Origin of the sequence: Frigidibacter oleivorans, from assembly GCF_003993775.1 — a bacterium.
GTDB lineage: Bacteria > Pseudomonadota > Alphaproteobacteria > Rhodobacterales > Rhodobacteraceae > Frigidibacter > Frigidibacter oleivorans.
Genome location: NZ_RJRZ01000006.1, coordinates 51,602 through 73,927, shown reverse-complemented (window position 1 = coordinate 73,927; position 22,326 = coordinate 51,602). Strand labels below are relative to the sequence as shown.

General features: G+C 70.4%; 18 protein-coding genes. 13 read left to right on the top strand and 5 right to left on the bottom strand.

Features of this window, described 5'->3' with window-relative positions:
- Window positions 1-5: 5 nt before the first annotated feature.
- A complete protein-coding gene (locus EEY80_RS09975; protein ID WP_126976425.1) occupies window positions 6-1,118 on the bottom strand; it encodes an ABC transporter ATP-binding protein in 1,113 nt (370 codons plus the stop codon).
- A gap of 172 nt (window positions 1,119-1,290) precedes the next feature.
- Window positions 1,291-1,971, bottom strand: a complete 681-nt coding sequence (locus tag EEY80_RS09970; protein ID WP_235829780.1) for a PadR family transcriptional regulator — start codon at window positions 1,969-1,971, stop codon at window positions 1,291-1,293.
- Window positions 1,972-2,114: 143 nt separating this feature from the next.
- On the opposite strand from EEY80_RS09970, the gene EEY80_RS09965 reads away from it, so the two are divergent.
- The 4 genes from EEY80_RS09965 to EEY80_RS09950 all read left to right on the top strand — a co-directional run bounded on the left by EEY80_RS09965 (window position 2,115) and on the right by EEY80_RS09950 (window position 6,913).
- Window positions 2,115-2,876, top strand: coding sequence for a siderophore-interacting protein (locus tag EEY80_RS09965; RefSeq protein WP_126976423.1), 762 nt, complete (start codon window positions 2,115-2,117; stop codon window positions 2,874-2,876).
- Between the two features lie 195 nt (window positions 2,877-3,071).
- Entirely contained in the window at window positions 3,072-3,959 is an 888-nt protein-coding gene (gene yghX / locus EEY80_RS09960) for a YghX family hydrolase (protein WP_126976422.1), read from the top strand.
- 171 nt (window positions 3,960-4,130) lie between these two features.
- Window positions 4,131-5,531 (top strand): beta-propeller fold lactonase family protein, encoded by a 1,401-nt coding sequence (locus EEY80_RS09955; protein WP_126976421.1) that lies wholly within the window; start codon window positions 4,131-4,133, stop codon window positions 5,529-5,531.
- 83 nt (window positions 5,532-5,614) lie between these two features.
- Complete coding sequence (locus tag EEY80_RS09950; protein WP_126976420.1) at window positions 5,615-6,913, top strand: class I SAM-dependent methyltransferase; 1,299 nt, start codon at window positions 5,615-5,617, stop codon at window positions 6,911-6,913.
- A gap of 72 nt (window positions 6,914-6,985) precedes the next feature.
- On the opposite strand, the gene EEY80_RS09945 is transcribed toward EEY80_RS09950, so the two are convergent.
- On the bottom strand, window positions 6,986-9,004 hold the full coding sequence (locus tag EEY80_RS09945; protein ID WP_126976419.1) for a FepA family TonB-dependent siderophore receptor: 2,019 nt from the start codon (window positions 9,002-9,004) through the stop codon (window positions 6,986-6,988).
- Here EEY80_RS09945 and EEY80_RS09940 point away from each other — a divergent pair.
- Window positions 8,976-10,859 (top strand): metallophosphoesterase family protein, encoded by a 1,884-nt coding sequence (locus EEY80_RS09940; protein WP_164738214.1) that lies wholly within the window; start codon window positions 8,976-8,978, stop codon window positions 10,857-10,859. The two genes, EEY80_RS09945 and EEY80_RS09940, sit on opposite strands and share 29 nt — an antisense overlap.
- On the top strand, window positions 10,856-12,190 hold the full coding sequence (locus EEY80_RS09935) for an aspartate aminotransferase family protein (protein ID WP_126976417.1): 1,335 nt from the start codon (window positions 10,856-10,858) through the stop codon (window positions 12,188-12,190). Before EEY80_RS09940 ends, EEY80_RS09935 begins: the two co-directional genes overlap by 4 nt.
- 320 nt (window positions 12,191-12,510) lie before the next feature.
- On the opposite strand, the gene EEY80_RS20590 is transcribed toward EEY80_RS09935, so the two are convergent.
- A complete protein-coding gene (locus tag EEY80_RS20590; protein WP_126976416.1) occupies window positions 12,511-14,082 on the bottom strand; it encodes a sensor histidine kinase in 1,572 nt (523 codons plus the stop codon).
- Window positions 14,075-14,812, bottom strand: coding sequence for a response regulator transcription factor (locus EEY80_RS09925; RefSeq protein WP_126976415.1), 738 nt, complete (start codon window positions 14,810-14,812; stop codon window positions 14,075-14,077). The genes EEY80_RS20590 and EEY80_RS09925 overlap by 8 nt, the downstream gene beginning before the upstream one ends.
- Before the next feature lie 209 nt (window positions 14,813-15,021).
- Here EEY80_RS09925 and EEY80_RS09920 point away from each other — a divergent pair, with 209 nt between their 5' ends.
- The 7 genes from EEY80_RS09920 to EEY80_RS09890 all read left to right on the top strand — a co-directional run bounded on the left by EEY80_RS09920 (window position 15,022) and on the right by EEY80_RS09890 (window position 22,286).
- The gene (locus tag EEY80_RS09920) at window positions 15,022-16,266 is read left to right on the top strand and encodes an ABC transporter substrate-binding protein (RefSeq protein WP_126976414.1); all 1,245 of its coding nucleotides are present in this window, start codon (window positions 15,022-15,024) and stop codon (window positions 16,264-16,266) included.
- 70 nt (window positions 16,267-16,336) lie between these two features.
- Window positions 16,337-17,209 (top strand): carbohydrate ABC transporter permease, encoded by an 873-nt coding sequence (locus EEY80_RS09915; protein WP_126976413.1) that lies wholly within the window; start codon window positions 16,337-16,339, stop codon window positions 17,207-17,209.
- Window positions 17,202-18,110, top strand: a complete 909-nt coding sequence (locus EEY80_RS09910) for a carbohydrate ABC transporter permease (protein ID WP_126976412.1) — start codon at window positions 17,202-17,204, stop codon at window positions 18,108-18,110. The genes EEY80_RS09915 and EEY80_RS09910 overlap by 8 nt, the downstream gene beginning before the upstream one ends.
- 4 nt (window positions 18,111-18,114) lie before the next feature.
- Window positions 18,115-19,212, top strand: coding sequence for an ABC transporter ATP-binding protein (locus EEY80_RS09905; protein WP_126976411.1), 1,098 nt, complete (start codon window positions 18,115-18,117; stop codon window positions 19,210-19,212).
- A gap of 67 nt (window positions 19,213-19,279) precedes the next feature.
- Window positions 19,280-20,341 (top strand): ABC transporter substrate-binding protein, encoded by a 1,062-nt coding sequence (locus EEY80_RS09900; RefSeq protein WP_205749079.1) that lies wholly within the window; start codon window positions 19,280-19,282, stop codon window positions 20,339-20,341.
- Window positions 20,338-21,315 carry a FecCD family ABC transporter permease gene (locus EEY80_RS09895; protein ID WP_126976410.1) on the top strand — a complete coding sequence of 326 codons (978 nt, stop codon included), beginning with the start codon at window positions 20,338-20,340 and terminating at the stop codon, window positions 21,313-21,315. The genes EEY80_RS09900 and EEY80_RS09895 overlap by 4 nt, the downstream gene beginning before the upstream one ends.
- Entirely contained in the window at window positions 21,312-22,286 is a 975-nt protein-coding gene (locus EEY80_RS09890) for an iron chelate uptake ABC transporter family permease subunit (protein ID WP_126976409.1), read from the top strand. The genes EEY80_RS09895 and EEY80_RS09890 overlap by 4 nt, the downstream gene beginning before the upstream one ends.
- The last annotated feature ends 40 nt before the right edge of the window (window positions 22,287-22,326 follow it).

Sequence of the window (22,326 nt, the reverse complement as noted above, 5' to 3'; positions counted from 1 at the left end):
GCGGATCAGGCCACGGCCAGCGCGCGCAGGGCCGCGGGCGCGTCATCCCCGACGGCCACGCGCGGCAGGACCCATCCGCCGGTCAGCGCCAGGTCCAGCACCTCGCCCGGCCGCGGCGCGGCGGTCATCAGCAGGTCGACCTCGCCCCCTGCATCGCCGGAACCGGCATCCTCCAGCATCGCGGTCACCGCATGGGCGCCGCCCTGAAAGCGGTGATCGAGCACCCGGGCGCGCAACCCGCCGCCCGCCGCCACCGACAGGTCGCGCGCCCGCAGGCACAGCCAGCCCGGCCCCGGCCCGGCCTCGGGCAGGCCCGGCAGCAGATGGTCCCGGCCCTGCAGGCGCAGGCGGCACAAGTCGCCCTCGCGCCCGATCACCGTCACCGGCAACGTGCGCCCCTGCCCGACGAAGCGGGCGACCATCGGTGTCGCCGGCTGGCGGTAAAGCTGTTCGGGCGGGGCCACCTGTTCCAGCCGCCCCTTGTCCATCACGCCCACCAGCCCCGCCACCGCCATGGCCTCGTCCTGGTCATGGGTGACGAAGACGAAGGTGGTGCCCGAGGCCGCATGAATGCGCCGGAATTCGGACAGCATCACCCCCCGCAGATGCGCGTCGAGATTGGCGAGCGGTTCATCCAGCAGGATCAGCGCCGGCCGCGTGGCAAGGCTGCGCGCCAGCGCCACCCGCTGCCGCTGGCCGCCCGACAGCTGATGCGGGCGGCGCGTCTCCATCCCGGTCAGGCCCACCATCTCCAGCGCCTCGGCGATGCGGCTGCGCTCTTCCGCGCGAGGCAGACCCTTGACCCGCAGGCCGAAGCGGATGTTGCCGGCCACGGTCATGTGCGGCCACAGCGCATAGGACTGGAACACCATGCCGAGTCCGCGATCCTCCGGCCCGACGAAGGCGCCGTCATCGGCCACGACCCGCCCGCCGATGGCGATGCGGCCCGCATCCGGCCGGTCGAGCCCCGCCAGCAGCCGCAGCAGCGTGGTCTTGCCGCAGCCCGAGGGCCCGAGCAGCGCGAAGAACGTCCCGGACGGGATGGTCAGCGACACCTCGTCGACGGCGCGGGTGCCCGCGAACAGGCGCGAAACGCGGGAAAGCTCGATATCGGCCATGCGGCTGCCTCCGGCGGGCGCGGCCCGGTTCGGGGAATTGGCGTCCCCGCCAGCGCCTTGCGGGCAGGACGGCCGCTGCGGCCGGGCGGGGGACGGATCGGTCGGGCCGGGGATAAGGGCGCGATGCGACAGTTTCGTGACTGCCGGACAGCCGATCCCCGGCCCGCGCCGGTCAGCCGGCCTCGACCGCCGCCGCCGCCGCCGCGATGGCCGCGGCGATCCGCTCCTGCGCCGCGGCGCTGTCCTCCGGGTCCCGGTCTTCGGCGCCCGGGGCCTCGGTGCCATAGCGCGCGGCCAGCGCCGCCTTCAGCCGCTGCATCGCCTCGGCCACCGGGTCGGGCAGGCCGGGCCGTTGCGGGGCGCGGCGGACCAGCAGTTCCTCGGCCGCCGCGCGGTTCGCCTGCAGGAAGGACTCGCCCTCGGCGGTCAGCCGGTAGAGCTTGCGCCCGCCGCGATCCTCGCCTTCGGTCTCGATCCGGGCATAGCCCATGTCGTCCAGCCAGGCGAGCGTCGGGTAGATCACCCCGGGGCTGGGGGTATAGCCGCCGCCGAAACGCTCCTCGATCTCCTTGATCAGCTCATAGCCGTGGCGCGGCCGCTGCGCGATCATCGCCAGCAGCAGAAGCCGCATCTCGCCATAGTCGAACAGGCGGCGGCTGCCCCGGCGGCCCCGCTCACCCCGTTCGCCGCGGCCGTCGCAGGGCCCGCCGTCGCGACCGCGTTCCCGGTGGCCGCGCCCACGGCCCGCCCCGTGCCCGTGGCCATGCCCGCCCCCGTGCCCATCTTCGGCGCCGAAGGCCCTGCCCCGCGGACCGCCGCGTCCCCACATCATCTTCATCCTGAGTCTCGTCATGTTTTTCATCATACCGGCAAGATGGGTCTGGATATATCGTAAATCAAGATATATCTGGATGGCATCAGCCACCGCCCCGATGCGGCAGCGAACGGATCATTGCCGGCGACCACGGGCGCGCCGGCACAGCCCGAGGACCGACCATGACCGCAAACCGTCCGGCAGGGACCGCCCTGCCCAGCATCGAACGCCGCCGCTTCGACACCCGCCGCCGCCAGCTGACGGTGACCGCCTGCGACCGCATCACCCCCGCCATGCTGCGCCTGACGCTGGAAGGCCCGGACCTGGCCGATTTTCAGTCGCTGTCGCCCGGCGACCACATCAAGGTCTTCGTCCCCGACGGCGCGGGCGGGACGGCGATGCGCGACTATACCCCCCGCCGCTATGACACCGGGGCGCGCCGGCTGGTGCTGGACTTCGCGCTGCACGAGGCCGGCCCCGCCACGGTCTGGGCGATGAACGCCCGCCCCGGCGACCTGCTGGAGATCGGCGGCCCGCGCGGATCGCAGATCATCTCCGGCCCCATCGCGCAGTGGCTGCTGATCGGGGACGAAACCGCGCTGCCCTCGATCGGGCGGCGGATCGAGGAGATGGCGGCCGGCGTGCCGGTGACCAGCCTCGTGGCGGTGCCCGGACCGCAGGACGAACAGCGGATCGAAACCGCCGCCCGGCATCGCGCGGTCTGGGTGCACCGGACCGACCCGGCCGACGCCGCGCCGCTGCTGGCGGCGCTGCGCGACATCGCGCTGCCGCCCGGCACCTTCGTCTGGCTCGCGGCCGAGGGGGGCGTGGTGCGGCAGCTGCGCGCGCATCTGCTGGAAGAGCGCGGCCACCCGAAGGAATGGCTGCGCGCCTCGGGCTATTGGGTGCAGGGTCAGGCCGACGCGACCGAGAAGTTCGACTGATCCCCGGCGGCCCGGGCATCACGATTGCGCGGGGTCCGGGCATCCGCTGCCCGCCGGAATTGCCAGAATCGTCGAGGCCCCGGAAGGTGACGGGTGCGGGCGCGCAAGGCGCCCCCCACCCGCCGCCCCTGCCGGCCGTGCCGTCCTTCCCGCCCGGCCGGGCCACACCTGAACCCCCGATGCCGGAGCCCCAGGATGACCCGTCTGACCGCGAAGGACTTTCACCCCGACCTGCTGGAACTGTACGACTATTACGCCCACGGCCGGATTACCAAGCGCGAGTTCCTCGACCGCGCGGCGACCTATGCCGTGGGCGGGCTGACCGCCGCCGCGATCCTGTCGCAGATGTCGCCCGACTATGCGATGGCCCAGCAGGTCGAGTTCACCGACCCCGAGATCCTGCCGGAATATATCACCTATCCCTCGCCCGAGGGGCATGGCGAGGTGCGCGGCTATCTGGTCCGCCCGGCCAATGCCGCGGGCAAGGTGCCGGGCGTGGTGGTGGTGCACGAAAACCGCGGCCTCAACCCCTATATCGAGGATGTGGCACGCCGCGTCGCCAAGGCGGGCTTCGTCGCGCTGGCACCCGACGGGCTGACCTCGGTCGGCGGTTATCCGGGCAATGACGAGAAGGGCCGCGAGTTGCAGTCGCAGGTCGACCCGGAAAAGCTGATGAACGACATGTTCGCCGCGGTCGATGTCCTGATGACGCATGAGGCGACGACCGGCCGCGTCGGCATCACCGGCTTTTGCTATGGCGGCGGCGTGGCGAATGCGGCGGCGGTGGCGATCCCCGACCTGGGGGCGGCGGTGCCCTTCTACGGTCGCCAGCCGCAGGCCGCGGACGTGGCCCGGATCAACGCGCCGCTGCTGATCCACTATGCCGAACTCGACACCCGGATCAACGAGGGCTGGCCCGCCTATGAGGCGGCGCTGCAGGAGGCCGGCAAGACCTATGAGGCCTATATCTATCCCGGCGTGAACCACGGCTTCCACAACGATTCCACCCCCCGCTATGACGAGCCGGCGGCCGAGCTTGCCTGGACCCGCACCATCGACTGGTTCCGCACGCATCTGGCCTGACGGGGTCGCGAAGAGGGCGCGACGGGGGCTGCGGCCATCGGGGCTGCGGCCCCGCTGGGGCGGCATTCATTATTGACAGAAATAATCGGGTATTTAAGGTGCCCCCAGCCGCAGGCTGCCCCGCAGGGGCCGTGCCCGCATGCCAGAACGCGCAATCATCTGGATAATCCCATGTCAAACCTTCCCCGGTTCCGCCGCCATGTCCTGTCCGGCGTTTCCGCCGCGGCGCTGATCGGCCTCGCCTCGGCCGCCGCCGCAGACACCCTCTTCACCCGGCCCGCCGCCTTCGTGGGCGAGGTGCAGACCGCGGGCGCGGAGCCGGGCCTGCCCGTCTATGCCGGCGAGACGGTCGTCTTCTCGGGCCGCGGCTTCGTGCCGGGCCAGTCCGTGACGCTGATGCGCGGCACGACGGCCCTGACCGAGACGCCCGTGACCGCCGACGACAAGGGCGAGTTCACCTTCGACTATGCGCTGGATGCCGAGGCCGAGGCCGGCCTGCAGCCGATCGTCGTCGTCACCACCGGCCCCGACAGTGCCGGTGTGGTCGAGATGAAGGTGTCGCCGAAGCTGCCGCTGTCGGGCGAGAACCTGTTCGAGGTGAAAAGCGCGCCGGTGACCCGCGGGCTGTATCAGGTCGCCTATGGCGCGGCCTCGGATGCGCTGTTCGTCACCGCCGCCGTGGGCCGGCCGCCGGTCGCGAACTCGTCGCTGGTCAAGATCGACCCCGAGACGCTGGAAATCGTGGCGCAGGTGTCGCCGGAGCCCGCCCCCGACCGTGCCGACGGTCAGCCGGGCGGCGTCTTTTCCGTCTACGGCATCGCCGCCGATGACGAGAACGGCACCGTCTGGACGACCAATACCCGTCAGGACACCGTGGCCGTCTACCGGCAGGACGACCTGTCGCTGGTCAAGCAGTTCGAACCGGGCGCGGTCGCCCATGCGCGCGACGTGGTGGTGGACGAAGGGCGGGACCGCGCCTTCGCCGGCGCCGGCGCCCGCAACACCATCGAGGTCTTCGACACCGCGACGATGGAGAAGGTCGACAGCATCGCCATCGCGTCGCAGGTGCGGGGCGAGGATTTCGGCGTGATGAGCATGTCCTATGATGAAGAGGCGGGGCAGCTTTTCACCGTCAGCCTTCGCACGCCCGAGGCGGCGGTGATCGACGTCGACAGCGGCGAGGTCCGCATCATCCCGCTGCCGGGCGCCGTCCGCGCCTCGGGCATCGCGCATGATGCCGAAAGCGGCCGGTTCTTCGTCGTCTCGCAACTGAGCGACGACCTGATGATCCTCGATGCAGACGGCGCGCTTCTGCATGACGTGCCGGTGGGCGCGGGGCCGCTGAACTTGGTCTTCGATCCGGCCAGCGGGCTGGCAATCGTGGCCAACCGCGGATCGGGCACCATCACCGCGGTCAATGCGGAAGGCGAGATCGTCGCCAATATCGAGGGCGGCACCTATCCGAACCACCTGGCCCTGACCGACGAGGGCATCTACGCCGTCAACAAGTCGCGCGGCGAGAACGACCCGAACGGCGACCGCATCTGGCATCTGGTGCCCGCCTCGAACTGAGGCGCGGACCCGTTCCGGCATGCCGGGGCCGCGGAGAGTTCCGCGGCCCTTTTCGCTGCCATCGCCCAAGACGAGGAAGGCCCATGTCCGCCAACGACCCCGCATCGTCGGCCTACCGCACCGGCGGGCTGCGCTATCCGCCGCGCCACCACCGCGAACATGCCCCGGTCTGGATCGACGCGGTGCTGGCGGCCCTGGGCCATGCGCCGGCCTTTCCGGCCGGGGGGCCGGTCCGGCTGTGCGATCTGGGCTGCGGCACGGGGCTGGGGTCGCTGGCGCTGGCCGCCGCAGACCCGCGGATCCGGCTGACGGGCATCGACCTCGATCCGGCGCATATCGAGATCGCGGGCGCGGCGGCCGCGGCGGCAGGGATTGCCGCGAAATTCCGCTGTGCCGACGTGGCGCAACTCGATCCGCCGCCGGGTCCGTTCGACGTGATCCTGTGCCACGGACTGCTGTCCTGGGTGGACGACGCCACGCGGCAGGCCGTCGCCCGGTTCGTCGGCGGGGCGCTTGCGCCCGGCGGCGTGGTGCTGCTGCACTACATGTCCCAGCCGGGCGGGGCGGCCTTCGCGGCCTTCCATCAGGTCTTTGCCGCCCATGCCGATGCCCGCGATCCGGTGGCTGCGGGGCTGGCGGTGCTGCGCGGCTTGCGCGATGCGCAGGCGGGCTTCTTCCGCCTGCATCCCCATGCCTCTGCCACGCTGGACTCGCTGCTGGCCGAGGATCCGGGCTATGTCGCGCATGAATACCTCAACCCGTGCTTCACGCCGCTGGCGGCCGGCGCGGTGATGGCGCTGATGCGGGGTGCGGGCCTGACCTATGCCGGCAGCGCCACGCCCTGCGAGAATATCGACGCGCTGTCGCTGCCCGGATCCTGCCTGCCCATGGTGGCGGCGGAACGCGATCCGGCCCGGCGCGAGACGTTGAAGGACATCGCGCGGAACCAGGCACTGCGGATCGACCTGTATCGCCGCCCCGGCACCGGGCTGGCCGATGCCGCGCATCTGGCGCGGATGCGGTCGATCCCCTGGGCGGCCATGACGGATGCGCCCGGACCCGGCCGGCTGACCTTCGACACCCGGATCGGCCCCGTCGAGGGCGCGGCCGAAATCTTCGGGCCGCTGCTGACGGCGCTGGCGGCGGGTGCGCAGACTTTCGGCGCGCTGGAACGGGTGCCGCCCTTCGCGGGGCGTCCTGCACTGCTCAATCAGGCGCTGCAGATGCTGCTGTGGGCGGGGATCGCGCATCCGCTGCGCCAGGACGGGACGGCGGCGGATGCCGCGCCCTTCAACCGCTGGGCCGAGGCGCAGCGCCTGCCCTTCCGCGCCGCGCCGCGGCTGGGGTCGGCGCTGGCGCCGGGGCGGCATGTCCGCCTGTAGCCCGGCGGTGCCCCAGGCATGACAACGGGGGCGCGCCGGTCCGCGCGCCACCGTCATCGCCGCGCAAGCCGATCAGAACGAGGCGTTCAGCCCCAGATAGAAGGCCCGGCCCGGTTCGTTGTAGCTTTCCGCGCCATCGCCCGACCGCAGGATCTGTTCGTCGAAGATGTTGGTCACCCCGCCCGACAGGCGAACGCCATTGTCGAATTCATAGTTCGCGGCGAGGTTGACCAGCGTGTAGGGATCGCGGTCGGTCAGGTCCGCATCGTCCTCGGGATAGCCGGTGGTGGAGCTGTAGTCCGACGCCTCGGTCTCGCCGTAATGGGTCAGCGACGGCGTGATCGTCAGCCGGTCGGTCGCCTGCCAGTCGATCTGCGCGTTGATCGTGTATTCCGGCACCAGCGACAGCGGCACATCGACCGTCACCGCCGGATAGCTGACGCCCGAGGAGTCGGTCCCCGCCGGCAGGTCCAGCGTCTGTTCCGACTTGATCATGTAGGTGGCGTTGACGGTCAGGGCCAGCGTCTCGCCGATCGGCATCGAGAAGCTGCCTTCCAGGCCCTCGACGACCGAGTCGGGAATGTTTTCCCACTGATAGACCCGATAGTCGGTGCCGTTATAGGTGATGTAGCCCACCTGGTCCGTGCCCGACTGGATCTTGTCGTTATAGTCGTTGTGGAAGTAGGTCAGCGTCGCGTTGATCCCGTTCAGGCCGGAATAGGCGACGCCGATCTCGGTGTTGATCGAGGTTTCGGGGTCCAGATCCTCGTTGCCCAGCACATAGCACGGCCCGTCGCCGGTATAGGGATAGGGGCAGCCGTTGCCCATGGTCGTGTAGACGTAGCTTTCCGACAGCTGATACAGGTTCGGCGACTTGAAGGCGCGCGCGACGCCGCCGTTGATCGTCCAGGCCTCCGACAGCCGGAAGGTGGCGTTCAGGCCGCCCGACAGGTTGGTGCCGAAACTGTCGACATAGTCCATCCGCAGCGACGGCGTCAGCGTCAGCCGGTCGGTCCACAGGATATTGGCCTCGGCATAGAACCCGACATTGTTCTGCGTGGTGACCGGATCGGGGTCGGCGTCGGGATCGAAGGCGGTGGACGCGAACGAGTTGTAACCGTCGAGGTCCAGCCGTTCATAGCGCAGTTCCGCCCCGAAGGTCAGCTTTGCCTCGCGGCCCAGCACCGTGCTGTCGACGATGGCCTCGGACTTGCCCGACACGATGTCGAGGATCGACCGGTCGTAGTCGTCGGTCGAGTTGATCGCGCCCTCGCCGCCGCCGGCCGCGCCCTCGGTCAGGCGCTTGTTGTTGGTGTTCTCGTACTGGACATAGCTGTTCAGCTCGCCCCAGGAATAGTCGCCGGAATGGGTGACGGCCAGCGTGCCGCGGCGCACGACGTTGGTTTCCGATCCGGGCTCGGCCACAGTATTGATGCTGCCAAGCTGGTTGTCGCCGGAAAACAGGTTGCCCTGCCGCGAATAGCCGATGTCGAAGTCGAAGGTGTCGCTGCCCGTGGGCGTCCAGCGCAGGCGGACCGTGCCATCCCTGTTGACCACGCCTTCCGGCGGCGCCGAATAGCTGCAGGTCGTGGCGTCGTCGTCGCAGACCGCCTCGTTCAGCGACTCGTCGTCCGCCTCGGATTCGTTGTAGTTGCCGGTCAGGCGCAGCGACAGGTTCTGGGCCAGCCGCTTTTCCCACAGCACGTTCGCGCGCCGCGTGCTGCCCTCCAGCCCGCTTTCGGGCTGGTTGTAGTGGACGCCGAACTGCCACAGGTCGTCTTCCGGGGTCTTGGTGATGATGTTGACCACGCCACCGGCGGCACCCGAACCGTAGCGCGCCGCCGCCGGGCCGCGGATCACCTCGATCCGCTCGATCAGTTCCGCCGGAACCCAGTTGGAATCGCCCCGCGTATCGCGCTCGCCGCCGCGGCCCATCCTGACCGAGGTGCGCGACAGCACCGGCTTGCCGTCGATCAGGATCAGGGTGTTTTCCGGCCCCATGCCACGGATGTCGATCTGCCGCTGGTTGCCGCGCTGCCCGGTCGAGGAGGCACCGGTCAGGTTGACGCCCGGCATCAACCGCCAGGCCAACGCCCGCACCCTGCGCGTGCTGGAACAGATCGCGGCGGCGAAGCCCGACTGTGTGCTGCATATGGGCGACGTGGTAAATCCGCTGCCGCAGGAACCCACATACCCCGAGGTCAGCCGCTTCGCCGCGCGGCTGATGGCGCCGTTCGACCTGACAATCCATATCGCGCCCGGCAATCACGACGTGGGCGACAAGCTGGCCTTCGTCACCCCGGCACATGGCATTGACGAGGCCACCGTGGCCCTTTTCGACAAGCTCGTGCGGCCGAACTGGTCCGCTTTCGACCTGGGGCCGGTGCGGACGTTGATCATCAACGCCTCGCTCATCGGGTCGGGCCTGCCGCAGGAAGCAGAGCAATGGGACTGGCTGGAGCGCGAGCTCTCCGCCCATCAGGATCGCCGCCTGTTCCTGGCCACGCATTATCCCGTGTTCATGGGGCAGCCGGACGAGGGATCCCTTTACGACAACATCGAACCTGAGGGCCGCACGAGGCTTCTCGGACTGCTGGAGGCCTACGCGGTCGAGGCCGTCTTCGCGGGCCATGTCCACAATTTCTTCCATCACGTCCTCGGTCCGACCGAGTTCCACATCCTGCCCTCTCCTTCCTTCGTGCGGCAGGACTATGCCGAACTGGCCAGTGTCGCACCGGACAACGACGGTGGCATGGAAGGCGGGCGCAACGATACCGCCAAGCTCGGATGGGCCATGGTCGAGATCTTCGAGGAAGGCCATGTCGTTCACATCCACCGAAGCGAGATGCCGGCGGATGCCGCCATGGAAACGGCCCCGCGGAACCACCCTAAATTTCGGTCCGAAGGCCTGCCCGGACTGCAGCTGCGCCATGCCTGGGCAGAGCCGGGGATCATCCCCCTGAACGGCCCGATCGAGGAATTCACCCGACGCCGCCAGCGCAACGACTATCCGCTTCTCGCCCTGCAGGAGATGGGCACCCGCGATCTGCGCGCGCCCCTGACGGATCTGGACGACCCGCTGTACCTCCGGCGCGCCGAGGATCTGGGCCAGATGGGCTACCGCTTCACCTTCTTTTCCCTGGGCGTCCCCTCCGACGCCCTTGCCGCGAAGGCAGCGTCCCTTCCCGCCGCAGCCGCGCTGGAAGTGATCCTCCCCTGGCGCAGGATTGCTGAACTCACGGCTGCGCTGACCGCCTTTCGCCAGGTCTGGAAGGGCCCGCTGACGGTCGCATGTACCGTTTCGGCCTCGGATCACCGCGAAGTCTCGGTGGGTGCCAGCTACACGGTGACCTTCGGCTTCGACATCTCTGAGTTCGGCCTGCTCGCGACGTTCCACGCCGAAACCGGCGCGGCGCTCGACCTCGGCTACTGCTTCCGCCTCGCCGAATTCCAGGATGTGCTGACGGATGGCCGGAAGATCGCCGACTTTGCCGCCCGCATGGACGTCCCCGCATCGCTCCATGTCACGCTGGGCGGCGAACACCCGGGACTCGTCCAGCGAACCGAGGCACAGGTCGCCGCCCGCGTCGTGGAGGCTGCCGTGCTGGCGAAGACCACGCCCCTCACGGTCTTCCTCGACCGGCCAGCGGATGTCGACCGCTCCTATTTCCCGGGCTTTGGCCTCTATGACCGGCTCTGGAATCCGCGCCTGCCCGGCCGGGCGCTGGCCGCCGCGACCCGCCTGCTGGCCGGCAGCCAGCGCGCCGAACTGCTCGGCGTCGAGACGGGCGGGGCCGCCCGCATCTGCCGCCTGTCGCTGAACGGCCGGGTGCTGGAACTGGCGATCCCGACGGACGGCGAGACGCCTGCGGGCTTTTCCCCCCTCGTCACCGCTGCCCCGGGCCTCCCCGGTTGGCGCATCACATCTCAAGAGGCACAGGCATGACCCGCGTTCTTCACCGCAGTACCCGCGAAACATTCGAGACTGCCCTGTCGGGGGAGGGCAGCTGGCTCAACCTGAAGGCGGGTGGTCGCGTCCTCGACGCTGCCGGCGGCGCCGCGGTCACCTGCATCGGTCATGGGAACAAGCGCGTCGCGGCCGCGATCGGCGAACAGGCGGCAAAGCTGGCCTACATCCATACGCTGTTCTTCACCTCGGAGCCTGCCGAGGAACTGGCCGCACTGCTGACGGATGACGGTTCCTTCGCCCGCGCCTTCTTCGTCTCATCCGGTTCCGAAGCCATGGAAAGCGCGTTGAAAATGGCGCTGCAGTACCATGTCGAGCGCGGCGAGCCCGGACGCACCCGCTTCATTTCCCGCCGGCAAAGCTATCATGGCAACACCTTCGGGGCGCTGTCCGTCGGCGGCCACCCCGCCCGCCGCTCGATCTACGAGCCGGTGCTGTGGGACTCCGTCAGCCACGTCTCTCCCTGCTTCCCCTACCATTACCAGGGCGCGCAGGAAGACGACGCCGCCTATGTCGCCCGTCTGGCGCAGGAGCTGGAGGACGAGATCCTGCGCCTCGGTCCCGGGAGTGTCGCGGCATTCGTGGCCGAGACCATCGTTGGCGCCACGTCCGGCTGCGTCACCGCGACGCCCGGCTATTTTGCCGCCCTGCGCGAGGTCTGCGACCGCTACGGCATCCTGATGATCGGGGACGAGATCATGTGCGGGATGGGCCGTTCGGGCAGACGCCATGCGTGGGAGTATGAAGGCTATCAGCCCGACATACAGACCATTGCGAAGGGCCTCGGCGGCGGCTACGTGCCCATCGGCGCCATGCTGATCAACGATCGCGTGCATGACGTACTGGCCGGACATTCGGGTGCCTTTGTCCACGGTCACACCTACCAGGCCCATCCGCTGGCGGCCCGCGGCGCACTGGAAGTGCAACGCATCATCCGCGAGGAAGAGCTGGTAGAGCGGGTCGCCGCCAACGCCGATCCGCTCCGCGACCGGCTGGTGCAGGCCCTGAAGGGGCATTCCTGCATCGGAGAGATTCGCGGCCGCGGCTATTTTCTGGGAATCGAGTTCCTCGCCGACCCGGCGACCCGCACCCCTTTCGCGGCCGAGGCTCACTTCGCCGCCCGGCTCAAGGCCGCCGCACTGGACGAAGGGCTGGCGCTCTATCCGAATGGGGGCACGATCGACGGCAAGACCGGCGATCACGTCATCGTCGCCCCGCCGTTCAACGCGACCCAGGACGAGCTGGACTACATCGCCGAAAAGCTGGCCCTGGCTGTTTCCGGCGCGGAGGGCGCGGTCAGGGCGTCATGACGAGAGGCGCAGGAAGCTGTTCGTGGTCAGAACATCTGGCGCGGAGGGCATAGACAAGCCGTGCCATTGGCGAGGGACCGTCTGCCTGAGGCGTCCCTCGACCCCTTGTAATTCCGGTCCTCCCTTCCGCTTCCGCATTTCCTGCGGGATCACGCCGCCTTGCGACTGCGCCCGCTCGCGGCATCTCGATAAACGGTCACCTAAAAGCTTGATTATATCGGGCTCCGGACTGTCGACACGGAACCAGGTCCAACAGTGAGCTAGACCCGCCGGGACGCCAGCTTCGAGCCGCGCCACAGCCGGGGGTGCCGCGCCGGGCCTCAGGCCCGCTCGATCGTCAGCCGCACGATCAGCCCGCGCGGCCCGCGGTCGAAATCCAGCCGCCCGCCATGCTGTTCGGCGACCGCCGCCGCGATGGTCAGGCCGAGCCCGAAGCCGGTGCCGGGCGGGGCGTTGACGCCGCGCCGGAACGGGGCTGTCAGCCGCTCCATCTCGTCCGGGGACATGGCGCCGCCCTCGTCCTCGACGGCGATGGTGGCGTGGGTCGAACTGGCGGTCAGCCGCACAGTCGCCCGCCGGCCATAGCGGATGGCGTTTTCCACGATGTTGGTCACCGCCCGGTTCAGCGCCATCGGCCGCGCCGTCACCAGCACGCGCCGTTCCTCGGTCAGGACATGCTGCCCCCGCCGCGCCGACAGGACCGAGGGCGCGCCCTCCACCACCTCGGGGTCGGGCGCGGCCAGATCGACGGGGCGGCCGAGGTCCTGATAATCCGCCACCAGCGCCTCGACCAGCGCGGCCAGCGACAGGCGGCGCGGCGCCTCGACATTCTGTTCCGACCGGGTATAGGCCAGCACGCTGTCGATCATCCCGGTCATGCTGTCGATATCGGCGTCCAGCTTGCGGCGCAGGCCCTCGTCGGCGATCAGCGCCGCGCGCAGGCGCAGCCGGGTGGCGGGCGCGCCAAGGTCGTGGCTGACGCCCGACAGCATGTCCGCCCGCCGGACCAGCGCCGCCCGTTCGCGTTCCAGATAGCGGTTCACCGCGCGGACCGTGTCGCGCAGTTCCGCCGGGCCGCGCGCCTCGTAGCTGTCGGGGCCGCCCAGATGGCGGCGGCTGTGCAGCGCCTCGGCGAAGGCCGCGAATTTCGCCGAAACGTCCGATACGCTGGCCAGCGCGACCGACAGCGACAGCGCCGCGATCAGTGCCGCGATCAGGCGCAGGTCGGCGGGGGCCGCGCCGCAGTTCCAGACCTGTGCCCCGTCGACGCGGAACCAGCGTCCGTCGGCATTCTGCACGATCACCGCCGGATCGCTGCAGAACCCCGCCATCAGCCGCGCGATCGCGCCCAGCTGGCTGGCCGGGGCGATCCCGTCCGACAGGTCGAGCCGCGAGACGGGATAGCGGATCTGCGACGACAGGATCGCGACGGTCATCAGCCGCCCGCCGCTGCCGGCGACCGGCCCCCCGCCCGGCCCCCCGCCCGGCCCGGCCCCCGCGCCGGTTTCGGCCGGCGCGCGGATCGTGACCACGGTGTCGAGCGGCCGGTGCGCCGCCGCGCCCAGCCGGGTGAAGTCGCCCGCCGCGGCGAGCGCCGACTCGACCGGGTTCAGCGGGTCGATCCGCACCCCCGGCACGTCGTTGCGCCCCTCCTGCACCGCGCCGAACAGCGTCAACCCCGCGATCTGCGCCCGGGCCAGATGCGCCTGCCAGGCCGCTTGCGACCCCGCCCAGACCAGCCCCGCCGCCAGCCCGCCGGCAAAGGCCAGCGCCACCCAGCCGGTGCCGGTGGCGCGCAGCGTCGGCAGGTGCCGGGGCGGCAGCCGCCAGCGGCGCGGGCGGGGCGGGTCCGGGCGCGGCTGCGGGTCAGGGCCGGGCTGCGGGTCAGGCATCCATCCGCTCGACATCGACGCCGAAGACATAGCCCACCGCCCGTTCGGTGCGCAGCATCTGCGGCTGGCGCGGATTCGCCTCGATCTTGGACCGCAACCGTCCCACCAGCACGTCGATGGCGCGGCCCTGCGCCTCGGGGGCGGCCTCGCCCTCGCCGGTGACGTCCAGCGCCGCCGCGATCTCCTCGCGCGTCAGGGGCACATGAGGATTGGCCAGCAGCACCTTCAGCAGCCGGCTTTCCCGGCCCGACAGCGGCACCTGATAGCCCGAGGGCGAGGTGACCTCGTCGCGCTTGCCGTCATAGGTCCAGCCGGCGAACCGCCAGACCGCCGCCGTGCGCCGGTAGCCCAGCGAGGGCGACCGCCGGCCCCGGCGCAGCACGGCGCGGATGCGGGCCAGCAGGATCTCGGGGTTGAAGGGCTTGGCGACATAGTCGTCGGCCCCGACCTCGTAGCCCGCCATCTGGTGCTGGTCGGCGGACAGGGCCGAGACCAGCACGATCGGCAGGTCCCGTTCCGCCCGCAGCCGGGCGCAGATCTGCACCCCGTTTTCGCAGCCCAGCATGACGTCGAGCAGAATCAGGTCGACGCGCGTCTGCGACAGGACCGCCAGGATTTCGGCCTCGCTGGCGGCGGGCAGGGCGATGAACCCGTTTCGTTGCAGGAAGGTCACCAGCATCTCGCGCATCTCGCCGTCGTCGTCCACGACCAGAAGCCTTGGTATCGCCATGCGCCGTCCCCTTGCCCGCCCGGGTCCCGGGCCGGATCGTCCTAACCCGTTCGCAGGTTCATTGTAACGCACTGTAACAGACGTGCTATGTTTGTGACGTCGGATGGCGGCTGGAGGAGCCGGACGGTTGTCGCCATCGGGGCTCGGGCTAGTAAGTTACGCGCGTCGCCGGCGGCAGGGCTGCCGGCACAGATCGGGAGGACATCGACATGAAACTCTTTACCGCGGCTTCGGCCGCGTCGGTTCTGGCCATGACCGCCGGGGCGGCCTTTGCCGAACCCAAGGCCGAGGTGATGCACTGGTGGACCTCGGGCGGCGAGGCGAAATCGGTCGCCGTGCTGCAGGAAGAATTCGCCGCGCGGGGCGGCAGCTGGACCGACATGCCGGTGGCCGGCGGCGGCGGCGACGCGGCGATGACCGCGCTGCGCGCCCGCGCCCTGTCGGGCAACCCGCCCACCGCCGTGCAGCTGAAAGGCCCGGCGATCCAGGAATGGTACGAAGAGGGTGTGCTGGCCGACATCTCGGACGTGGCCGAGGCGCAGGGCTGGGCCGACGTGCTGCCCGCGCAGCTGGCCGAGCACATGAAATGCGACGGCCACTGGTGCGCCGCGCCGGTGAACGTGCACCGCGTCAACTGGATCTGGGCCAATGCCGACATCCTGGAATCGAACGGCATCGAGATGCCGACGACCTGGGAAGAGTTCAACGCGGCGGCCGAGAAGCTGAAGGCCGCGGGCGTCACGCCGCTGGCCCATGGCGGCCAGTCCTGGCAGGACGCGACCGTGTTCGAAACCGTGGTGCTGGGCCTCGGCGGCCCGGAATTCTATCAGCAGGCGCTGGTCGATCTGGACGAAGAGGCGCTGACCTCGGACACGATGAAGCAGGTCTTCGACGAGATGCGCGTACTGCGCGGCTATGTCGACGACAACTTCTCGGGTCGGGAATGGAACCTCGCCACCGCGATGGTGATGAACGGCGAGGCCGCCTTCCAGATCATGGGTGACTGGGCCAAGGGTGAATTCGTGGCCGCGGGCAAGGTGCCGGGCGAGGACTTCCTCTGCGCCCCGACCCCGGGCGAGGGCTATCTCTACAACGTCGACAGCTTCGCCATGTTCGAGGTCGAGGGCGAGGACGCGAAGGAAGGCCAGGCCCTGCTGGCGGAACTGATCGTCGGCCCCTCCTTCCAGGAAACCTTCAACCTGAACAAGGGCTCGATCCCGGTCCGCACCGATGTCAGCCTCGACAAGTTCGACATGTGCGCGCAGAAGTCGTCGGAAGACATGCAGGCCGATGCGCAGAACGGCAGCCTGCTGCCCTCCTACGCGCATGGCATGGCGCTGCGCGGCGCGCAGGCCGGCGCGATCACCGATGTGGTGACGGCGCATTTCAACTCCGACATGTCGTCGGAGGAAGCGGTCGAGCAGCTCGCCGCCGCCGTCGCCAACTCGATGTAAGACACCCCCTGCCCCACCGGCCCGGGACCGCAGCCGCGGCCCCGGGCCTTGCGGCTTAGCGAGGCTTGCCATGTCCGACTGGCTGGGGCGACAGATCCCCAAGATACTTCTCGCACCGACCTTCCTGGCGGTGCTCGTCTTCGTCTACGGCTTCATCGCCTGGACCGCGTGGATTTCCTTCACCCGGTCGCGGCTGATGCCGCAATACGAGATCGACGGAGTCATCCAGTACGAACGCCTGTTCGCCGCCCCCCGCTGGGACACGGCGATGAACAACCTCTACGTCTTCGGGACGCTGTTCATCGTCATCGCGATGGTGCTGGGCCTCGCGCTCGCCATCCTGCTGGACCAGCATATCCGGGCCGAGGGCGCGCTGCGCACGATCTATCTCTACCCCATGGCGCTGTCGATGATCGTCACCGGCACCGCCTGGAAGTGGATCCTGAACCCGGGCCTCGGCATCGAGGCGATGGTCAGGGGCTGGGGGTTCGAGAGCTTCAGCTTCGGCTGGCTCGTCGATCCCGACAAGGCGATCTACACGATCGTGCTCGCGGCGATCTGGCAATCCTCGGGCTTCGTGATGGCGCTGTTCCTGGCCGGGCTGCGATCCGTGGACGGCGAGATCATCAAGGCCGCGCAGGTGGACGGCATCCCGACCTGGCGCATCTATACCGCGATCATCATCCCGTCGATGGCGCCGATCTTCCTGTCGGCCTTCATCGTGCTGGCGCATCTGGCGATCAAGAGCTTCGATCTGGTCATCGCGCTGACGGGCGGCGGCCCCGGCTATGCCACCGACCTGCCCGCCACCTACATGTATGCGATGGCCTTCTCGCGCGGGGATCTGGGTCAGGCGGCCTCGTCCGCGATGATCATGATGTCGGTCGTCTTCGCCATCGTCGTTCCCTACCTCTATTCGGAACTGAGGGCCAAGCATGACTGATCAGGCCTTTTCGGACACCCTGCCGCGCGCCGGCGCCGGCCAGTCGCGCGCCCTGCGCATCGGCCTGCGCTGGACGCTTTACGCGGTGCTGATCCTCTTCGCGCTGTTCTACCTGATGCCGCTGTTCGTGATGGTGACCACCTCGCTGAAAAGCCTCGAGGAGATCCGCACCGGCAGCCTTGTCGCGCTGCCGCGCGCCGTCACCTTCGACGCCTGGGCCAAGGCCTGGTCCGGCGCCTGCACCGGCATCCAGTGCGAAGGGGTCCGCCCCTATTTCTGGAACTCGGTGGTGCTGGCGGTGCCCGCCGTCGCCATCTCGACCTTCATCGGCGCGGTGAACGGCTACATCATCGCGCACTGGCAGTTCCGCGGCGCCAACCTGTTCTTCGCGCTGCTGCTGTTCGGCTGCTTCATTCCCTTCCAGGTGGTGCTGCTGCCGATGGCGCGCCTTCTGGGCATCCTCGGGCTCGCCGGCACGATCCAGGGCCTGATCATGGTCCATGTGATCTACGGCCTGGGCTTCACCACGCTGTTCTTCCGCAACTACTATGTCACCATTCCGCAGGAACTGGTGCGCGCGGCCAAGATCGACGGGGCGGGCTTCTTCCGCATCTTCTGGTCGATCTTCCTGCCGCTGTCGCTGCCGATCATCGTGGTCACGGTCATCTGGCAGTTCACCCAGATCTGGAACGACTTCCTGTTCGGGGTCTCGTTCAGCCAGGCGGGGTCGCAGCCGATCACCGTGGCGCTGAACAACATCGTCAACTCCACCACCGGGGTGAAGGAATACAACGTCGACATGGCCGCCGCGATCATCGCCGCGCTGCCGACGCTGCTCGTCTACATCATCGCCGGCAAATACTTCATCCGCGGTCTGACCGCGGGGTCCGTCAAGGGATAGCTTCATGGCGCCGATCCTCGAAATCCGCAATGTCACCAAGAATTTCGGCACGACCGAGATCCTGAAAGGCATCAACGTCGCCATCGAACCCGGCGAATTCCTCGTGCTGGTCGGCCCCTCGGGCTGCGGCAAGTCCACCCTGCTGAACTGCATCGCGGGGCTGGAGGAGACCTCGGGCGGGGAAATCCTGATCGGGGGCCGCGACATGACCCATGTCAGCCCCAAGGACCGCAACATCGCGATGGTCTTCCAGTCCTACGCGCTGTACCCGACGATGAGCGTGGCGAAGAACATCACCTTCGGCATGAAGGTGCGCGGCGTCGATCCCGCGACGCAGGAGCGCAAGCTGAAGGAAGTCGCGGCCCAGCTGCAGATCGAACATCTGCTGAACCGGCGTCCGGCACAGCTGTCGGGCGGGCAGCGGCAGCGGGTGGCGATGGGCCGCGCGCTGGTGCGCGATCCGGCGCTGTTCCTGTTCGACGAGCCGCTGTCGAACCTCGACGCCAAGCTGCGGGTCGAGATGCGGTCCGAGATCAAGAAGCTGCATGCGCGGCTCGGCACCTCGATGGTCTATGTCACCCATGACCAGATCGAGGCGATGACGCTCGCCTCGAAGATCGTGGTGATGAAGGGCGGGGTGATCCAGCAGATCGGCACGCCGTCGGAAATCTACAACCGGCCCGCCAATGTCTTCGTCGCCGATTTCATGGGCTCGCCCGCGATGAACCTGATCCCGGCCAAGGCGCGGGCCAATGGCGGCGAGACCCGGCTGGAAATCGCCCGCGCGGGCGAGCCGCCGCTGGTGCTGGACCATGCAGCGCCGGCCGGTTTGCCCGAGGACGTGATCTTGGGCCTGCGGCCCGAGGACATCGCCGAGGCGGGCTTCCGCAGCGGCCAGCAGGTGCAGACGGTCGATTGCCGCATCGACATGGTCGAACCCGCCGGCGCCGATACCTTCGTGGTGTCGGAAATGGGCGGCAAGCAGGTGACGGCGCGGCTGCATGCCGAAACCCGGGCGCGGGCGGGCGAACATCTGCCCTTGTCCTTCGATCTGGGCAAGGCGTCGTTTTTCGACCCGGCCAGCGGCGACCGGCTGAACTGATCCCCTCGCCCCCGGGGGCCGTCGCAGTTTTGTTGACAATTTTCCTAGGTCATAGGAAGGGGAGGCGATGGACATCGCCTTCCCCTCCCCCTTGCCCGATCCCGCGCGGCCGACCCGCAGGCGGGCCGTTGCGCTGGCCGGGGGCGCGCTGGCGGGCGCGGCGCTGGCACTGCCGGCCGTGGCGGCGGGGGCGGCGGGAGCGGCGGGCGATCGCCTCGTCTTCGACCATGCCTGGGGCCGGACGGTGCTGCCAGCCCCGGCACGGCGGGTCGTGTCGCTGGGCTATACCTCGCATGACACCCTGCTCGCGCTCGGCGTCGTGCCGGTGGCGCTGCGGCACTGGTATGGCGGCGACGACAGCGGCATCTGGCCTTGGGCGGAGCCGCTGCTTCACGGCGCCCGGCCCCCCGTGCTGCGGGGCGAGGTGTCGATGGAGCGTGTCGCGGCCGAGGCGCCCGACCTGATCGTCGCCATCGGTGCGGGGATCAGCCGGGCGGAATATGCGGTGCTCGACCGCATCGCGCCGACGCTGGTCCATTCCGCCGGGACATCGCCCTATGGCACCGGCTGGCGCGAGATGACCATGGTGCTGGGCCGCGCCACCGGGCGCGACGACCGGGCCGGGACCCTCGTCGCCGAGGTCGAGGCGCGGCTGGCCGCCGCCCGCGCCCGGCATCCGGGCTGGGCCGGGCAGACCGCCGCCGCCGCCTATCACTGGGCCGGAACCTCGGGCGCTTTCCTGCCGGGCGATGCGCGGGCGGATTTCCTGGCGGCGCTCGGCTTCGCGATCCCGCCCGCCATCGCCGCGCTGGCCGGGCGCGGCGATTTCTTCCGCGACCTGTCGCCCGAGGATCTGTCGCCGCTCGATGCCGGCGTGCTCGTCTGGGTCTCGGCGCTGGCGGCCGACCCGGACCTTGCCGCCCTGCCGATGCGCCGCACGCTCGCCGCCCACCGGCAGGGGCGCGAGGTCTTCGCCGGGCCGCTGGCCTCGGCCGCGATGGCCCATGCGAGCGTGCTGTCGATCCCCTTCGCGCTGCAGGCGCTGGAAGCCGACCTGGCCGCCGCCGCCGATGGCGACCCCGCGACGCCGGTGCCCTCGGCCGTGGCGGCGGGGCTGGTGGCGTCATGAGGGCCGCGCTGGCCCTGCTGGCGGCGGCGGTGCTGCTGGCGCTGCTGGTCGGGCCGCGGCCGGTCGGGCCGGGCACGGCCTGGGCCGCGCTGACCGCGCCCGACCTGACCGATCCCGCGCATGTGGTGCTGCTGACCCAGCGGCTGCCCCGGCTGGCGGCGGGGCTGATCGCGGGGGCGGCGCTCGGGCTGGCCGGGGTGATCCTGCGCGGGCTGACCCGCAACCCGCTGGCGGAGCCCGGGATCCTCGGCGTCAATGCCGGGGCGGCGCTGGCGGTGGTGGCCGGGGCCATGGCGACCGGGCGCGGCGATGGCGGGCTGGTGGTGGCGATGGCCTTTCCCGGCGCGCTGGCCGCGATGGTCGCGGTCTTCCTCATCGGCGGCGGGCTGCGCGGCGGGGCCGGGCCGATGCGGCTGGCGCTGGCGGGGGCGGTGCTGAACGCGCTCTTGATGTCGCTGGTGACCGGCATCGTGCTGTTGCGGGCCGAGTCGCTGGAGGTGCTGCGCTTCTGGAACACCGGCTCGCTGTCGCAAGCGGCAGGCCGCCCCCTGGGCGCGATGGCCGCGGTGGTGGCGGCGGCGGTGCTGGGCGCGCTGGCGGTGGCCCCGGCGCTGGACAATCTGGCACTGGGCGAGGCGATGGCGCGGGGCCTCGGCACCCGCACCGCCCGGGCGAAGGGCGTCGCGCTGGCGCTGGTGGCGGCGCTGGCCGGGGCGGCGGTGGCGGTGGCGGGACCGATCGCCTTCCTCGGGCTGATGGTGCCGGAACTGGCGCGGCGGCTGGCGGGCGGCGGCATGCGCGCGCAGATGGGCGCGGCGCTGTGCCTCGGCCCCGCGATCCTGCTGGCGGCCGATGTGGCGGGGCGCGTCGTGCTGCCGCCGGGCGAGGTGAAGGCGGGGGTGATGACCGCGCTGATCGGCGGCCCGGTCTTCATCTGGCTCGCCCGCCGCATCCGGCCCGGAGCGCTCGCATGAGGTGGGGGGCGCTGATCCTGGCGCTGGCCGCGCTCGCCGCGCTCGGCCTGACGATGGGCGAGGTCCGGCTGGGCCTGCCCGACCTGTGGCAGGGGCTGTGGGGCGGCGACGGTCCGGGGGCGCTGACCGTTCGCATCCTGCGCGCGCCGCGGATGCTGGTGGCGCTTGGCGCGGGGGCGTGCCTGGGCCTGGCGGGGACGGTGTTCCAGACGCTGATGCGCAACCCGCTCGCCTCGCCGGACCTGATGGGCTTCACCGCCGGCGCGGCACTGGCGGTGCTGGCGGCGCTGGCCGCGGGGCTGACCCTGCCGCCGCCGCTCCTGTCCGCGGCGGGCGGGCTGGCGGCGGCGGTCGCGGTGGCGGCGCTGGCGCATCGGCGGGGCGAGGGTCTGGCGCCGCTGCGGCTGGTGCTGGTGGGGCTGGGACTGGGCTTCACCTGCGCGGCGGCCTCGGCCTTCCTGTTGCAGCGTCTGCCGGGACCCGAGGCGACCGAGGCGCAGCGCTGGATCACCGGCTCGCTGGCGGCGCGGGGCTGGGGCCATGTGGCGCAGGTCTGGCTGCCGGGGCTGGCGCTGGCGGCGCTGCTGGCGGTGCAGGTGCGGGCGCTGACGCTGCTGGAACTGGGCGACGATCTGGCCAGCGGGCTGGGGCTGCGGGCCGGGCGCGCGCGGCTGCGGCTGGCCGCGACGGGCGTGGGGCTGATGGCGGCGGCGGTGGCGGTGGCGGGTCCGGTCGCTTTCGTCGCGCTGATGGCCGGGCCGCTCGGCTCCGCGCTGACCGGCGCGCGGGGCGCCGGGGCGCGGCTGGCGGCGGCGGCGCTGGCCGGCGCGCTGATCACGCTGGCCGCCGATCTGGCCGCGCGCAACGCGCTGCCGGGGGTGACGCTGCCCCTGGGCCTGCTGACCGGACTGCTGGGCGCGCCCTACCTGCTGTGGCGCCTGTCGCGCGAGATGGAAAGGGGAGAGCTGTGAGCGCTGCACCCGAGGAGCTGCGCGCCGAGGGGCTGAGCCT

What these genes read in the sequence shown, in the direction of transcription:
- EEY80_RS20590 (WP_126976416.1), bottom strand. Translation starts at nt 14,082, where the DNA reads ATGCCTGACCCGCAGCCCGGCCCTGACCCGCAGCCGCGCCCGGACCCG.
- EEY80_RS09950 (WP_126976420.1), top strand. Translation starts at nt 5,615, where the DNA reads ATGTCCGCCAACGACCCCGCATCGTCGGCCTACCGCACCGGCGGGCTG.
- EEY80_RS09905 (WP_126976411.1), top strand. Translation starts at nt 18,115, where the DNA reads ATGGCGCCGATCCTCGAAATCCGCAATGTCACCAAGAATTTCGGCACG.
- EEY80_RS09925 (WP_126976415.1), bottom strand. Translation starts at nt 14,812, where the DNA reads ATGGCGATACCAAGGCTTCTGGTCGTGGACGACGACGGCGAGATGCGC.
- EEY80_RS09920 (WP_126976414.1), top strand. Translation starts at nt 15,022, where the DNA reads ATGAAACTCTTTACCGCGGCTTCGGCCGCGTCGGTTCTGGCCATGACC.
- yghX (WP_126976422.1), top strand. Translation starts at nt 3,072, where the DNA reads ATGACCCGTCTGACCGCGAAGGACTTTCACCCCGACCTGCTGGAACTG.
- EEY80_RS09915 (WP_126976413.1), top strand. Translation starts at nt 16,337, where the DNA reads ATGTCCGACTGGCTGGGGCGACAGATCCCCAAGATACTTCTCGCACCG.
- EEY80_RS09965 (WP_126976423.1), top strand. Translation starts at nt 2,115, where the DNA reads ATGACCGCAAACCGTCCGGCAGGGACCGCCCTGCCCAGCATCGAACGC.
- EEY80_RS09895 (WP_126976410.1), top strand. Translation starts at nt 20,338, where the DNA reads ATGAGGGCCGCGCTGGCCCTGCTGGCGGCGGCGGTGCTGCTGGCGCTG.
- EEY80_RS09970 (WP_235829780.1), bottom strand. Translation starts at nt 1,971, where the DNA reads ATGACGAGACTCAGGATGAAGATGATGTGGGGACGCGGCGGTCCGCGG.
- EEY80_RS09890 (WP_126976409.1), top strand. Translation starts at nt 21,312, where the DNA reads ATGAGGTGGGGGGCGCTGATCCTGGCGCTGGCCGCGCTCGCCGCGCTC.
- EEY80_RS09900 (WP_205749079.1), top strand. Translation starts at nt 19,280, where the DNA reads ATGGACATCGCCTTCCCCTCCCCCTTGCCCGATCCCGCGCGGCCGACC.
- EEY80_RS09975 (WP_126976425.1), bottom strand. Translation starts at nt 1,118, where the DNA reads ATGGCCGATATCGAGCTTTCCCGCGTTTCGCGCCTGTTCGCGGGCACC.
- EEY80_RS09935 (WP_126976417.1), top strand. Translation starts at nt 10,856, where the DNA reads ATGACCCGCGTTCTTCACCGCAGTACCCGCGAAACATTCGAGACTGCC.
- EEY80_RS09910 (WP_126976412.1), top strand. Translation starts at nt 17,202, where the DNA reads ATGACTGATCAGGCCTTTTCGGACACCCTGCCGCGCGCCGGCGCCGGC.
- EEY80_RS09955 (WP_126976421.1), top strand. Translation starts at nt 4,131, where the DNA reads ATGTCAAACCTTCCCCGGTTCCGCCGCCATGTCCTGTCCGGCGTTTCC.